Annotated in this window: 12 protein-coding genes and 1 other RNA gene; 8 read left to right on the top strand and 5 right to left on the bottom strand. The window is 34.8% G+C overall.

Annotation, left to right across the window (positions count from 1 at the left end; translation table 11 throughout):
* Positions 1–2: 2 nt before the first annotated feature.
* Together fucK and rhaD are read right to left on the bottom strand one after the other, a co-directional pair.
* On the bottom strand, positions 3–1,430 hold the full coding sequence (gene fucK, locus CGC48_RS07885; protein ID WP_098029149.1) for an L-fuculokinase: 1,428 nt from the start codon (positions 1,428–1,430) through the stop codon (positions 3–5).
* Between the two features lie 109 nt (positions 1,431–1,539).
* Positions 1,540–2,346 carry a rhamnulose-1-phosphate aldolase gene (gene rhaD / locus CGC48_RS07880; protein ID WP_018279306.1) on the bottom strand — a complete coding sequence of 269 codons (807 nt, stop codon included), beginning with the start codon at positions 2,344–2,346 and terminating at the stop codon, positions 1,540–1,542.
* Between the two features lie 101 nt (positions 2,347–2,447).
* Here rhaD and CGC48_RS07875 point away from each other — a divergent pair, with 101 nt between their 5' ends.
* Together CGC48_RS07875 and CGC48_RS07870 are read left to right on the top strand one after the other, a co-directional pair.
* Positions 2,448–3,353 (top strand): helix-turn-helix domain-containing protein, encoded by a 906-nt coding sequence (locus CGC48_RS07875; protein WP_157909890.1) that lies wholly within the window; start codon positions 2,448–2,450, stop codon positions 3,351–3,353.
* Between the two features lie 104 nt (positions 3,354–3,457).
* Entirely contained in the window at positions 3,458–4,204 is a 747-nt protein-coding gene (locus CGC48_RS07870; protein ID WP_098029147.1) for a TerB family tellurite resistance protein, read from the top strand.
* 11 nt (positions 4,205–4,215) lie between these two features.
* Here the strand turns inward: CGC48_RS07870 and ffs are convergent.
* Positions 4,216–4,314: signal recognition particle sRNA small type (gene ffs, locus CGC48_RS07865), an RNA gene on the bottom strand.
* 163 nt (positions 4,315–4,477) lie between these two features.
* On the opposite strand from ffs, the gene CGC48_RS07860 reads away from it, so the two are divergent.
* The 3 genes from CGC48_RS07860 to CGC48_RS07850 are packed head-to-tail and all read left to right on the top strand — an operon-like array spanning position 4,478 to position 6,308.
* Positions 4,478–4,897, top strand: coding sequence for a nucleoside-diphosphate kinase (locus CGC48_RS07860; protein WP_018279309.1), 420 nt, complete (start codon positions 4,478–4,480; stop codon positions 4,895–4,897).
* A gap of 35 nt (positions 4,898–4,932) precedes the next feature.
* Positions 4,933–5,457, top strand: a complete 525-nt coding sequence (locus CGC48_RS07855) for an adenine phosphoribosyltransferase (RefSeq protein WP_098029146.1) — start codon at positions 4,933–4,935, stop codon at positions 5,455–5,457.
* Between the two features lie 35 nt (positions 5,458–5,492).
* Entirely contained in the window at positions 5,493–6,308 is an 816-nt protein-coding gene (locus CGC48_RS07850) for a 2,3,4,5-tetrahydropyridine-2,6-dicarboxylate N-succinyltransferase (protein ID WP_098029145.1), read from the top strand.
* Between the two features lie 47 nt (positions 6,309–6,355).
* Here CGC48_RS07850 and CGC48_RS07845 read toward each other — a convergent pair whose 3' ends face one another.
* Positions 6,356–6,607, bottom strand: a complete 252-nt coding sequence (locus tag CGC48_RS07845) for a type B 50S ribosomal protein L31 (protein ID WP_018279312.1) — start codon at positions 6,605–6,607, stop codon at positions 6,356–6,358.
* Positions 6,608–6,992: 385 nt separating this feature from the next.
* Between CGC48_RS07845 and CGC48_RS07840 the strand changes: the two genes are divergently transcribed.
* The 3 genes from CGC48_RS07840 (at position 6,993) to CGC48_RS07830 (ending at position 12,716) form a co-directional block, all read left to right on the top strand.
* Positions 6,993–9,707, top strand: a complete 2,715-nt coding sequence (locus CGC48_RS07840) for a carboxypeptidase-like regulatory domain-containing protein (RefSeq protein WP_098029144.1) — start codon at positions 6,993–6,995, stop codon at positions 9,705–9,707.
* A 50-nt stretch (positions 9,708–9,757) separates the two neighbouring features.
* The gene (locus CGC48_RS07835) at positions 9,758–11,740 is read left to right on the top strand and encodes a DUF5689 domain-containing protein (protein WP_198537133.1); all 1,983 of its coding nucleotides are present in this window, start codon (positions 9,758–9,760) and stop codon (positions 11,738–11,740) included.
* Between the two features lie 130 nt (positions 11,741–11,870).
* Positions 11,871–12,716 (top strand): hypothetical protein, encoded by an 846-nt coding sequence (locus CGC48_RS07830; protein WP_098029143.1) that lies wholly within the window; start codon positions 11,871–11,873, stop codon positions 12,714–12,716.
* A gap of 66 nt (positions 12,717–12,782) precedes the next feature.
* On the opposite strand, the gene CGC48_RS07825 is transcribed toward CGC48_RS07830, so the two are convergent.
* Entirely contained in the window at positions 12,783–14,552 is a 1,770-nt protein-coding gene (locus tag CGC48_RS07825) for an aminopeptidase P family protein (protein WP_098029142.1), read from the bottom strand.
* Positions 14,553–14,572: the final 20 nt, after the last annotated feature.

Raw genomic sequence — 14,572 nt, 5'->3', positions numbered from 1 at the left:
TCTTAACTTTTAATTGATGTAATTTTTGTTTTAGGATAGAAAATACTGCTTTGTTTTACAATTTTCTGAGCTTCTTTTATTGAGCTAAAAACACCTGCAGATGTAAAAACATAAAACGAAGCACCAAGTACAGTTGTTTCTTTCTGTTCGATAACTTTTATAGGAATGCCACAAACATCAGCACGAATTTGGTTCCACAATGCATTTTTGGAACCTCCTCCTACACAAATGATAGATTCAGCTTTGAATTTACCTGCTTTCTCAATCGAAACAAGAGCTTCTTTGAGTTTGTTAGCCAAAGCTTCTAATCCTGCACGATATATATGACCCCTGGTTGTATTAAGTGTAAGCCCTTCGATACTTCCTCTCGAAACACCTTGTGTAGCATAAAAATTAGGATTCAGACGCACACCTTCAGCTCCTTGCGGGATTTGCTCCGCTTCACGAATCATTGCTTCGTAACATTCTGAACCAGACAAATTTCCGTAGAAATTGTTTTTTATCCACTCAAGAATTCCTGAAGCAACATAGTTTACACCAATGTTGTATTTTCCTTTTTCGGCATCAAATTCGGTTGTAATTCCTAAATCCATTTCTTGAGAAGAGGTTGTAATTTTTTCACTTCGGGTCATCAAAATTTCCCAAGTTCCTGAACTTAACACAGGCTGATTGACGTCCGCTCCTGAACCAATGATAGCAAATTGAGTATCGTGACCAGCGAGATAAACAGGCACATCTTCGGGAAGACCTGTTTGTTGTGAAGCTGAAGCAATTACTTTTCCAGCAACATCTCCTGAATTGCCTATTCTTCCAAAAATATCTGGTGATAATTGTAGTTTTTCGAATATTTTTTTAGATAAATTTTGGCTGCTTTGGTTGGCTAACATCGAAGTTCCAATCATCGTATTGTCATTGCACTTCAATCCTGTTAATTTCATATTCAGAAGAGAAGGCATAAACAGAAAGGTTTCAGCTTTATTGATAATTTCAGGGTGATTTTCTTTGAACCAAATTAGCTTGTTTATTGTATTGAAGTTATAAGGATAAACTCCTGACTCAGAATATAATTCACTCTTAGACAAATATTTATCTATATTTTCTAAAACGGGAACAGTTCTTGAACATTGCCACGAAATGACAGGGTACAACAAGTTACCTTGTGCATCAACGAAAGTGCCATCTACACCAAATGTTGTAGTGGTTATACCAACAATGCGTTGAGGGTCTATCTGGCTTGTTACTGCTTTACAAGCTCTTACAAGTTTATTCCAAATTACATCAAGGTTCCAAATGCGTCCTTCTGGGAAATTAGGATCTATATCCGTCTGATTCGGGTAGGACTGCTGGGCTTCTATCTTACCCTGTGCATCAATAGCCACTACCCGAACATTGGTAGCTCCACAATCAAAAATGATAGCCAACGGATTCATAGGTAATAATTTTAAATTTGGTTGATAAATGATGGTTATGGTCTGGTAATGAAAAAGTTAGTTTTATATCTTTTTTATATCTAATTTATAACAAACTTAGTAGAAATGATTATTTCCCTAAAAAGTTTCTTTCCAATTCATTAAGTTGCTCGTCGCTCATTCCTTGTGGTTCAAACCCTGCAGCCCACGCCATAAGTAACATTTTGGCTCCTTTGTTAGCTACATCTAAAAAATCGAATGCTTTAACAACATCTTCACCAGTGGCTAAAGCTCCGTGCTTTTCCCACAAAATAACGTCGTGATTTTTAAGGCCTTCTATAGTAATATCTGCCAAAGCCTCAGTTCCTGATAAAGCATACGGACAGCAGTGAACACCATTAGGCACAAAGACACGAATTTCAGGACAAAGTTTCCAAAGAGAATGATTAAATTTAGCCTCATCATAGAAGATATCGTGATGGCTTAATACAATCAACTCAATGGTATGTGTGTGGAGAACAGCTTTGTATGTAGGTTTATACTTTTGATTAAAACAATGTATTTTGATATGTGAAATCAATTCGCTTGTTGGAGCAAAAGGTTTGCTCTTCCCTCCCCAAACAATTGCATACCCTGAAGCAGAATTATTAATATGAATAATACAAGAAGCTTCTTCTATGTTATTGATAAGTGAACGTAAATAGCAACCTGTACCAGTAATAAAATATGTTTGATTGGCAGCTTCTAAAGGAAGTTGTCGGGAAGCAACATAGCTTGTAAGGTAATCAAAGTCAGATGGAGAGAAATGCTCTGTCAAATTTATTGAGATGTTACCAGCATTACGCTCAGCCCACTCACGCTCCCACAAATATTTTGCTACTTCACTTACTTTAAGTATTTCTTTTTGTACTGAACTAGGTAGTTGATGTGTCTCCATTAAATATAGTATTTTGAATTACGAGACAAAATTATTCAAAACTAACAGATTGAAAAATGAATAATTTTTGTATTTTTGTATCTGTTTTAAACATTTTTAAGATGAGGAAAGAAAGTTTAGCACAAAAGGGTGACCCTTCCAAAGTAGAGCAAATCTTCACTTCTGTCAGACTGAAGTTATGGTGCTGTAGATATTGGCAGTTGCAAAAATGGGATACAACAGATATGGCTTTCCCTTATTGGAGAATTTATTGGAATAAAAACTATGGAGGAATTATCGGCTATAACCAAAAAGAATATGCGATGTCACCAGACACTTTGTACATCATTCCACCCAACACTCCCTATTTTTCGTGTTTTCTTTCATCAAAAAATGATAATTCACAAAACGATGAAGTAATAGGCAAGCGAGTAGATGAAGACGAAGATGAACAAATTATAAGTAAAAATTCACTATTACATTTGTATATCCACTTCAATCTTGGGATTCCGTTCGACTATGTAAAAGAAGGTATTTACACGATTGATTTAAGCCCTTTTCAGAAACAGAAACTCGAAAATCTTACTCAATACCTAAAAAAAGGAAATGTTTTTGATTTTTCCACCACAATGTATTTACAATCACTTATTTTTGAATTTATATCACAGTTAAACAGCACATTATGGGATTCTGCAAGAATGGATAAACGCGTACTTACTGTTATTCGATATATCGACAGAAATATTTCCCAGAATTACACGAATGATGAGTTAGCGTCATTGGTTCATATGGCAACCAACTCGTTTTCAAGACTTTTTCACAATGTAATGGAAACCCCATTACAGCTTTTTATAAAAGAAAGAAAAATTAATAATGCTTGTGGACTTTTTGACCATAGCGAACTTTCTATTGAAGAAGTTGCACATCAATTGGGCTTTTCCGATCGTTATCATTTTTCTCGAATTTTTAAGCAAATACGAGGCGTCTCTCCTGGTGAATATTGCAAAATCAGAAAGTTAATCTCTTAAAAAACAACTATCAAATCACCAGCTTATAATTTCAAACAGAAATTCTTCATTTCAACTCTTAAGATAATGTAAAAATATTATATTTGCCGAAAAATAATAGAAGTATGCAATGGATTTTAGCTGTATTGGGATTTATTTTTTTTAAATTACCAGGAGCAATTTTAGGTTTTATCATAGGATATTTGTTTAAGAATACAACAATAAAAACAGGCGGAAGCTTTGGAAATATTTTTCAAAACAATCAGCAACAAACTGTAAGCCCTGCTGATTTTGAGGTAAATTTGTTATCCTTATGCTCTTTGGTAATAAAAGCAAATGGGCAAGTAAGCCAATCGGAACTAGACTTTGTGCGTATGCGATTTGTGGAAATGTACGGAAAAGAAAGAGCAAACGCAGTTTTTCGTACATTTAACGAACTTGTTAAAGGACGAGAGATTTCGGCATACCGAGTGAGTACATATTTGAAAATCAGAACTCCTTACGAAACTCGTTTGCAAATTGTTCATTTTTTATTCGGGATTGCAAAAGCAGACGGAATTGTTAGTGATTCAGAAGTTAAGCAAATACAAGAAATATCAGGTTACTTCGGAATTTCGCCAAACGATTTTGAAAGTATTAAAGCAATGTTCGTTCATAGCCAAACCGAAAGTATTCGTGATGCCTATACCATTTTGGAAATCAATAAAAACGCAACAGATGCTGAAGTAAAAAAAGCATATCGTGAAATGGCAAAAAAATACCACCCCGATAGAGTAATTACACAAGATGAAGCTATAAAGAAAGGAGCTGAAGAAAAGTTCAAACAAGTGCAAAAAGCATATGAACAGATACAAAAAGAAAGAGGGCTATAAAGCCCAATAAAAAAAGGCAAGCTACCTACATCGCACCGCTACAACCACATACCTTTGCTGTGTTCCCACCCTGGAGGATTCTGTAGGAGCTGGTCGTGTAGGACTTGCCGGTGCAAATATACATACTTTTATCTACTTAACAAGTTTTTTTACAAAAAAAAGTGTATATTTGTAAGTCAGAAGTCTCCTTTTCTACAAAGAAAATTTACTATAAAAATTGATATATAACATTTTAGCATAAAAAATAATCACGAATTTTATAACGTTTATCTTATGGCAACAAACAGAACACTTACAATGATTAAGCCCGACGCTGTTGAAAACGGACATATAGGGGCAATTTTAAACCAAATCGTTGAGGCTGGATTTAAAATTAAAGCAATGAAATTCACTCAACTAACAAAACGTGACGCTGAAGCTTTTTACGCAATTCATAAAGAACGTCCGTTTTTTGACACTTTAGTTACTTTTATGACAAGAGGACCTATCGTAGCTGCGGTTCTTGAAAAAGAAAATGCCGTGCAAGACTTCAGAAAATTAATCGGAGCTACTAATCCCGCTGATGCCGCAGAAGGAACTATTCGCAAAAAATATGCAAAATCTGTTACTGAAAATGCAGTGCACGGATCGGATAGTGACGAAAATGCAGAACTAGAAAGTAATTTCCACTTTTCAGGAAGAGAAATTTTTTAAAAAAGTCAATTTTAGGCTTCAAATCACAACATTAAATGAACGAAATAGATTATTTAAAAAATAAGATTAGAGACATACAAGATTTCCCAAAAGAAGGTGTGGTATTTAAAGATATTACACCAATTCTTTCAGACCCAGATGCTATGAATAAGGCTTTGGACTTATTTCTAAAGCAACTCAAAGATGTAAAAATCGACAAAGTTGTAGGAATGGAAAGTCGAGGTTTCTTTTTTGGGACATTATTAGCGCAACGGCTTAACGCTGGGTTTGTACCCGTTCGAAAACCAGGAAAACTTCCGTTTACGACACTTGCCCAAACCTATGATTTAGAATATGGACAGGATAAACTTGAGATACATTCCGATTCCATCAAAAAAGGAGAAAATGTATTAATCCACGATGATGTTTTAGCAACTGGAGGCACAGCCGAAGCTGCTGTAAAATTGGTTGAAGCTCTCGGAGGAAATATTATTCAACTAAACTTCTTGATAGAATTAACCTTTCTTAATGGTATAAAAAAACTGGAGAATCACGACGTTTTTAGTATTTTGAAATACTAAAATGAATCATTTTGAATATCAATCATTAATTATTTATGACAGAATTACGCAAAAAAATAGAAAACGCTTGGGAAAATCGTGAACTTTTACAAGAAGATAGCACACAAATAGCCATCAGAGAAGTTATTAACTTACTAGATAGTGGAAAATTACGTGTTGCTGAACCTACCGAAAAGGGTTGGCAAGTAAACGAATGGGTGAAAAAAGCAGTTGTGCTTTATTTTCCCATTCAGAAAATGGAAACACTTGAAGCAGGAATCTTTGAGTATCACGATAAAATTCCGTTGAAGAAAGATTACGAATCAAAAGGAATTCGGGTGGTGCCCAATGCAGTTGCTCGTCACGGAGCTTTCATTTCAAAGGGAGTTATTCTAATGCCAAGTTATGTAAATATCGGTTCGTACGTTGATGAAGGAACAATGGTAGATACTTGGGCTACGGTTGGAAGTTGTGCTCAAATAGGGAAAAACGTACATCTCAGTGGTGGCGTTGGCATAGGAGGAGTTCTTGAACCATTACAAGCATCACCAGTAATTGTTGAAGATGGAGCATTCATAGGTTCCCGATGTATTATTGTGGAGGGTGTCCGTGTTGAAAAAGAAGCTGTTCTGGGAGCCAATGTAGTACTTACCGCATCAACTAAAATTATCGATGTTACAGGAGAAACTCCAGTTGAGTTAAAAGGTTACGTGCCTGAACGCTCGGTAGTTATCCCAGGAAGTTACACAAAAAAATTCCCTGCAGGTGATTTTCAAGTACCTTGTGCGTTAATTATAGGCAAAAGAAAAGAATCTACCGATAAAAAAACATCACTAAATGACGCTTTGAGAGAATACAATGTGTCTGTATAAAAGAAAACCTCCCAAGATGGGAGGTTTTTTTATATTCTAAATTCTTCTTATTTTTTGAATTTTGCATATTTGTTTTTGAACTTGTCAATACGCCCTGCTGTATCAATAAGTTTTGACTTACCTGTGTAGTAAGGATGTGAAGTTCTTGAAATCTCCAATTTTACCAATGGATACTCAACACCTTCAACCACAATAGTTTCTTTTGTATCAACAGTAGACTTTGTAATAAAGATATCCTCATTTGACATATCTTTGAAAGCTACCAATCTGTAAGACTCTGGATGTATTCCTTTTTTCATTGCAATGTATATTTTTTATCTTCTTAAATTTTTCAAGGGGCAAAGGTAGTGATATTTATTTAATTAACAACACTTTTTTCAAAAAAATCAAATTAATTTTATAACTTCGAACTAAACAACAAGTTATTTGTCACTACATTTTTCAAATCATCTTGAAATTTCTTACAAAATCATCAGAATTTTATCCAGAATACCATATAGATAAATTTCTTAAATTTACATTAGAATCAATCGTATTTTTGTGTACCTTTGCAATCCTTTTCTAAAGTTTTTTCCATAAACCAAAAACAGTGTTAAATATTTTGGATTTAGGAGCCTTTTGGTTTAACTTTGTGGGTTGTGTACTCCTAATTAAAATGATTAAATACTTAAAAATCTATTTAATATGTATCGAATACTCTATTTTTGTTTAATGATGTTTTTGTCTGTTCCTATATTCTCACAATCTGTTGTTGAGGGAACACTTATTGATTTTCGAACAAAAACGGCTCTACAAAATGTCAAAATTATCGTAGAAGAAACTTCAAACGAAATTTATACAGATAACAACGGACATTTTTCCATACAACTTGCGGAAGGCAATTACACTTTCCATTTTTCACTCAATGGATACAACGATGTACGAATGCCAGTAGATGCTTTTGGTCCTAAAATATCTCTTTCAGAAATTTATTTAGAGCCTGACTTAACGCAAGAAGCTGAACAACTTGTTGTTATCTCCGAAAGTGAGCTGGAAGATGATGAAAGTGGAGCTGATATGATTTCTGGGTTATTACACAGTTCTCAAGACATTTTTACCAGACGTGCTGCTTACGATTTCAGTTCTGTTTTCTTCAAACCGCGAGGGTACGACTCCAAAGATGTTACGTTACTCATCAACGGTATTCCTATGAACCGAATTGAAAATGGAAGAGCTCAATGGGCTAATTGGGGCGGACTGAATGATGTTACCAGAAATCAGGAACTTAGCCAAGGAATTAACAAATCGGACTATACCTTTGGAGGAATGTCAGGTTCAAACTATATCAATATTCGTCCGTCGCTCAACCGAACAGGTCTTCGTTTTTCCACCTCAGCAGGAAATCGAAGCTATACAGGAAGAATAATGGCTACTTACAATTCTGGAATTCTGTCTAACAAATTGGCTTATAGCTTATCTGCATCACGTCGTTGGGCAGCTAACGGAAGTTGGGTTGATGGAACGCTTTATAACGCGTATTCTTTCTTCGGAGCCTTAGAATATCAACTTAACAATCATCATAGCTTAAATGCTATTGCTATGTTTTCGCCCATTCGCAGAGGAAAAACTTCTCCACTAACACAAGAAGTAATTGATTTGAAAGGATATAGATACAATCCTTATTGGGGAAAACAAGGTGGTGATATTCGAAACTCAAGAAACAGAATTGTCTCCGAACCTATTTTTATTCTATCCTATAACTATAACAAAGAAAATACCCGTCTGAATATTGACTTGGGTTATCAATTTGGAGAGATTGGAAATACACGAATTAGCTATGCAAATGCCCAAAATCCTGAACCAAATTATTATAAAAATTTACCAAGTTATTATATCAATCAAGAATCGGGAGCAAACTGGGATTTAGCAAACTTACAAAAAGACTATTTCTTAAACAATTCACAACTAGACTGGAATTCACTCTATTATGCAAATAATAATACAACTAATGGAAGAAGTGCTTTCATTATAAGCAATGATGTAAACGACGAACGTACTTTTACTGGAAATGTTAATTTTTCAACACCAATTCACGAGAAAATAAAACTAACCTCAGGTATCGTTTACAAAAACATTTCTTCTGAAAACTATGCTGAAATTGATGATTTATTGGGAGGTTCACATTTTATGAATTATGACTATTTTGCCAATAGGCCTTATGATGCAAATGACATTGATTTACAGAAGAAAGTAGGCGACAAATGGAATTATTTTTATGGGTTAAAAAGCAATGTAGGCGAATTCTTCACACAAGTGGAATTTAACTTCAAGAAGCTGGAATTATTTGTTGCTGGTCGTTACCACTACACGGATTATCAACGAGATGGAAAATTCAACTACCTTCTCTTTTCTGATTCATACGGAAAAAGTGCCAAACAAACTTTCAATGGGGTGAGTACCAAAGCTGGTCTTACCTATGCTGTTACAGGTCGTCACGTATTTCAACTGAACACAGGATTCTTTAACACACCACAATCAGTACGTAATACATTTGCTAACATACGAAATTCCAACAGATTGCTTCCAAATTTAAAAAATGAAACTGCTTATACCGTTGATGGAAGTTACATACTGAGAATGCCCTACTTTAAATCACGGTTAACAGGTTATTTCACTCATATTGAAAACACTTCTGAAACGAATTTCTTTTTTACCGAAACCACACTAACTGATGAAATATCAAGTGATTTTGTTTCTCAGACAGTTGATAACATCAAAAAACAACATTTTGGTTTAGAATTTGGAGCAGAAGCTCAAATCATTCCTACATTAAAATTAACCGCAGTTGCAGCTATTGGCCAACACACTTACATAAACAATCCGAAAATGTATGTTTCTTCGGGAGAAATTGGAGTGATTGAAATCGATCAAGTACATTTGAAAAACTACCGTGTACCAAGTGGTCCACAACAAGCGTACTCTTTAGGATTGGAATATCGCAATCCAAAATATTGGTGGATAGGAGCAACAGCTAATTTGTTAGCTCGAAACTACATCTCCATTTCTGCAATAAATCGTACTAGAAACTTTTTCATCGACCCTGATACGAAAAATTACTTCACTAATATTGATGAAACACTTGCTCGCAAATTATTAAAACAAGAGCGTTTGGACGATGTCTTCTTGTTAAACCTTGTGGGTGGAAAATCGTGGAGAGTGAAGAAAACTTATATCAACCTGATTGCTAGTATAAACAATGTTCTTGGAAGAGAATTTGTTTCAGGTGGCTTTGAACAATCTCGTACTGCCAACTATGGTGATATGGTTCGGGATAATGCCAATGGTGTACCTTCATTTGGTCCTCGTTACTTTGTAGGTTACGGACGAACATATATGGTCAATTTGGCAGTAAGTATGTAATAACTATAAAATATTTTTGAATTATTGAGTAAATTTAATCAATTGAGATTATGAAACTGAAAAATCTAACTTTAATGTATGGTGTACTTTTACTTTCAGCTATCGGATTTATTTCGTGCGTAAAAGACACTGATTATGAACTTCCTAACTTAGAAGACTTAAAAAAGAATATCCCTGCTTTTGACGGAAAAATAGTAACGTTCACCCAAGCAGCAGCTTCTGCAACTACAGATGTTACTCCTTATACGAGCAACGACGCCATCGAAGGATATGTTGTTTCAAGCGATGAAGGTGGAAATTTCTATAAGAAAATCTATATCCAAAATGCGGATAAAACGGCTGGAGTTTCTGTATCCATCAACAAAAGTGGATTGTACACAGAATTTCCTGTGGGAGCTAAAGTTCAAATTCGTTTGAAAGGACTTACTACTCAAATTAACAACGGAGGACTGGAGATAGGATATGATATCTACACAAGCGGAAGTGGTAGAAAAAGCGTAGGACAAATGGCTGAGGCTATCTACAAAAAACACGTCTACAATATGCAAGAGTCTCTGAAAAAAAGAGCTGAGCTTACAAAGGCAGATACTTCGATTGATGTTCTAAAGACAAATGAAAATGTAAACCAATTAATTACGCTGAAGAATGTTTCTTTTGAAAGTAGTGCTTCTGGAAAAACGTATCACATTGCTAAAAATGACCCACAAAACGGAACTAATTATAACCTGATTGATTCCAACGGAAAAACCATTACTTTCAGAACCAGCAAGTATGCAAAATTTATCAACGAACCTGTTGCATCAGGTCTCTTGGAAGTTACGGGAGTTTTAACAAAATATGGTTCCACATATCAGTTTATGATAAATAATCCTCAGGAAGATATCATCGTTGTTGGTAGTGGTGGAAATTCTGGAACAATTACTGAATTAGAGGACTCAAAAGCAACTGCGTCTGACTACGTTGTTGGAAAAAAAGTAAAACTTCACGGAAAAATTGTCATCGACCAAAACAAACCTTATTTCAAGTTTTCTGACAATACAAAGGTTCAAATCTATGCTCCAAAAGCCGTTTTTGAAAAAATTTCTCAAGAAGCAAAAGACAAACTAAAGATTGAAGGTCAGGAAATCACTGTAACAGGAACTTTTGAAGATTACACCAATCCTAAAACAGGAGTTACTATAAAAGAAATCGTTTATTCACAGGAGGATGATTTAGTTTTCGGAACAACTCCAAACGTTTCTATTGTTGAATTAGAAGACTCAAAAGCAACTGCTTCTGATTACGTTGTTGGAAAAAAAGTAAAACTTCACGGGAAAATTGTCATCGAACAAAACAAACCTTATTTCAAATTTTCTGACAATACAATGGTTCAAATCTATGCCCCAAAAGCTGTTTTTGATAAAATTTCTCAAGAAACAAAGAACAAACTAAAAATTCAGGGTCAAGAAATTACTGTAACAGGAACTTTTGAAGATTACACCAATCCTAAAACAGGAGTTACTATAAAAGAAATTGTTTACTCACAAGAAGCCGATTTAATTTTTGGTACAGCTCCTGACAACAACAATGGAGATAACTCTGGAGGAGGTTCATCAGGAAGTAATATATTTGATTTTGAATCTCTTAACAACACTATTGCTGATGCAAACAAATATAGCAACACAGGAAGCCTAACAAATGGCAATGTAACACTTCATTACAAAGCCCGTTTAGATATGGATAAGTTTGCCATCAGTGGAAAAGGATTGATGTTACATTCCAACAAAGATAATCCATATATAAAAATAACTTTCTCAAAAGGAGTTAAAACACTAAAATTCAAATATAAAGCAGCCTACACAAGCCCTAAAAATAGAAATTTGGTAATATATTCTGGTGCTAAAGATAGTGATACGAAATTAGATGAAATTAAAATTGCTAAAGATGCTTCTGGTACACATACTATAGAAATTAATAAATCAGAAAGCACTACAATAACCCTAAAATCAACTCAAGGTCAAATTGTTATAGATGACATTGAGTGGACTGAATAAAAGATATAAAAAAACACAAAAAGAGGCTTTTTTTAAGCCTCTTTTTTATTTAACCCTTTTGCTAAAATTATTTTGCTATTAATTACAAATACAATACTTTTGCGTCCTTTAATGTTAATTTTTTTTACATATGAGAAAAAGTATAGCTACATTTTTTATCGGGTGTATGAGTTTCCTTTCAGTTTCTGCACAAACAGGACAAGTTAGTCCCGAGCGTTACACAGCCAACAACAAAGGTAAATTTTTTATGTATTGGGGAGGAAATAGAGGATATTACAGTAAATCAGATATTCAGTTCAAAGGAAGTAATTATAACTTTACCCTGAGTGATGTTTCTGCTATCGACAAACCTAAAGGATGGCATATTGATTACATCAACCCTTTGCGAATGACCATTCCTCAAACAAACGCAAGAGTGGGGTATTTCATTAGCAACAACTACTCTATTTCAGCAGGAGTTGATCATATGAAATACGTAATGAAACAAGATCAAACCGTTAAAATAAATGGTTACATCAGCGGAAGTGGAACACCTCACGACGGGACATATAACAATGAAGATAAAGTACTTACTGAAGATTTTTTAACTTTTGAGCATACCGATGGATTGAATTATGTTACCATTGAATTTTCACGAGTTGATGACATTTCAAAATTATTTGGTATTAGAAATACAGATAAATTTCAAGTAAACTTAACAGAAGGATTAGGTACTGGAGTGCTTTACCCTCGTTCAGACACAAAACTCCTCAACAAAGAACGCTATGATGAATTTCACATCGCTGGTTATGGCTTGAGTGCTAAGGCAGGATTACATTTGGTTTTCTTCAAACACTTTTTACTTGTTGGCGAACTCAAGGGAGGATATATCAATATGTATGATATCCGCACTACAAAGAGCATTACGGATAAAGCAAATCAAACATTTTTCTTTTTTGAAACAATCTTAGGAGTAGGTGGGATTTTCCGTTTCTAAATTTTTAAACTTGAAAAAAGAAAAAGGCTTCAAAAGTTTGATTTTGAAGCCTTTCTTAAAAACATCTTAAATTGGTTTTGTAATTTCCAAAAACCATTGTTTCACAGCACCTTCCAAGTGTGAAGATAATTTCTCCTGACAAGTTTTATGATAATCATTCAACCAATTTTTTTCTTCATCTGAAAGTAATTCTACATTGATTGAATTAGGCATAAACGGACAAAGAGTCAGCGTCTCAAAATTGTAGAAAGTTCCAAATTCATTACTTTCCGCTTCACGTACAGCAATTAAGTTTTCGTGACGTATGCCATATTTATTTTCCAAATAGAAGCCAGGCTCATCGGAACAAACCATTCCTACTAACAATTCCTGTGGATTCATATCTTTCCGAATGTTTTGAGGTCCTTCGTGTACGTTCATAAAGCTACCTACACCGTGTCCTGTACCGTGTCCGTAATCTTTTTTATTTTTCCATAAAGACATACGCGCAAATGCATCTAATTGTACCCCCTTAGTTCCCTTAGGAAACTGAACCATAGCAAGTTGAATCATTCCTTTGAGTACCAACGTACAATCATCAATAAATTCCTGAGAAACTTTACCCAAAGGAATAGTACGTGTAATATCTGTTGTTCCTTCCAAATATTGTCCTCCTGAGTCTACTAGAATACTGCCTTCTGCAAAAACCTCTTTACTACCCTCTTTAGGTGCAGAATAATGCACAATCGCTCCATTTCCCTGATAACCAACTATGCTTCCAAAGCTCTCCCCTACAAAATTCTTTCCTTCAGCACGAAAATCACGTAACTTCTTACCTATGCTATATTCTGTCATTGGCTCCTTCCCTACTTGGTGTGTTAACCAATACAAAAATTTAACCATAGCCACACCATCACGCACCATTACCGTTCTGAATCCTTCCAACTCTGTTTCATTTTTGGTCGCTTTCATCAAATTTCCTGGAGCAGGAGCTTGCACCAATGTGTTCTTATCTTGTAAAACATTGAAAATCTCCTGATTTGTATTTGGCGAAATCAATATTCTTTGATTTTTTATATTTGCCAAATACTTAAAGAAATCATCATATTCACTTATCGTTACATTAGCCGACTTTAAGTGAGTTTCTACTTCATTATTTACCTTTGCCGTATCAACAAACAAAACAGCTTCTTTTTCAGATAACGCAATATATCCCAAAAAAACTGGATTATAAGCCACATCACTTCCTCTAAGATTTAAAGTCCAAGCAACATCATCAAGAGCTGTGATTATATGTAAGTCCGTGTTCTTTTCCAACATTTTCTTACGAATGGAACTCAATTTATCCTTTACTGATTGCCCAGCCCATTTATCAGGATGGACAAAAATTGGATGAATTGCTTCCTTATCTCTATTTGTCCAGATTTGCTTTAGTAATGGATTATTTACAAGTTTTATGTCGTTACTTTTCAGTGCTTTTTCTAACTTTTCCCAAGCCAAATGTGATGTTGCCAAAGCATTTAAAGCCACCGTAGCTCCTTTTGGAAGTTCCGTAATAAGCCATTCGGTATAATCAGGAGTTCCTTCCACTCCCTCCTTGAACAAGTCAATGCCAGAGCCTTTCAACTCGATAGGAGCTTGTACAAAATACCGAGAATCCGTCCAAAGTCCAGCTTTATCTTTTGTGATAACTACAAAACCTGCCGAACCTGTAAAACCCGAAATCCAAACGCGTTCCTGCCATTCTTCTGGTAAATATTCACTCAGATGTGGGTCGGCACTAAAAACCACAAATGCATCGATATTTTCAGTCTGCATCTGCTTTCTTAAAAGAGATATTTTTTCTGGTGTATTCATTGTGTAAATATGTTGTAATG

The organism is Capnocytophaga cynodegmi, assembly GCF_002302475.1.
Classification (GTDB): domain Bacteria; phylum Bacteroidota; class Bacteroidia; order Flavobacteriales; family Flavobacteriaceae; genus Capnocytophaga; species Capnocytophaga cynodegmi.
This window is presented reverse-complemented; position numbering and strand designations above follow the sequence as displayed.

Excerpts from the sequence above, each read along its gene's own strand:
- fucK (WP_098029149.1), bottom strand. The coding sequence starts at position 1,430 with ATGAATCCGTTGGCTATCATTTTTGATTGTGGAGCTACCAATGTTCGG.
- rhaD (WP_018279306.1), bottom strand. The coding sequence starts at position 2,346 with ATGGAGACACATCAACTACCTAGTTCAGTACAAAAAGAAATACTTAAA.
- CGC48_RS07875 (WP_157909890.1), top strand. The coding sequence starts at position 2,448 with ATGAGGAAAGAAAGTTTAGCACAAAAGGGTGACCCTTCCAAAGTAGAG.
- CGC48_RS07870 (WP_098029147.1), top strand. The coding sequence starts at position 3,458 with ATGCAATGGATTTTAGCTGTATTGGGATTTATTTTTTTTAAATTACCA.
- CGC48_RS07860 (WP_018279309.1), top strand. The coding sequence starts at position 4,478 with ATGGCAACAAACAGAACACTTACAATGATTAAGCCCGACGCTGTTGAA.
- CGC48_RS07855 (WP_098029146.1), top strand. The coding sequence starts at position 4,933 with ATGAACGAAATAGATTATTTAAAAAATAAGATTAGAGACATACAAGAT.
- CGC48_RS07850 (WP_098029145.1), top strand. The coding sequence starts at position 5,493 with ATGACAGAATTACGCAAAAAAATAGAAAACGCTTGGGAAAATCGTGAA.
- CGC48_RS07845 (WP_018279312.1), bottom strand. The coding sequence starts at position 6,607 with ATGAAAAAAGGAATACATCCAGAGTCTTACAGATTGGTAGCTTTCAAA.
- CGC48_RS07840 (WP_098029144.1), top strand. The coding sequence starts at position 6,993 with ATGTATCGAATACTCTATTTTTGTTTAATGATGTTTTTGTCTGTTCCT.
- CGC48_RS07835 (WP_198537133.1), top strand. The coding sequence starts at position 9,758 with ATGAAACTGAAAAATCTAACTTTAATGTATGGTGTACTTTTACTTTCA.
- CGC48_RS07830 (WP_098029143.1), top strand. The coding sequence starts at position 11,871 with ATGAGAAAAAGTATAGCTACATTTTTTATCGGGTGTATGAGTTTCCTT.
- CGC48_RS07825 (WP_098029142.1), bottom strand. The coding sequence starts at position 14,552 with ATGAATACACCAGAAAAAATATCTCTTTTAAGAAAGCAGATGCAGACT.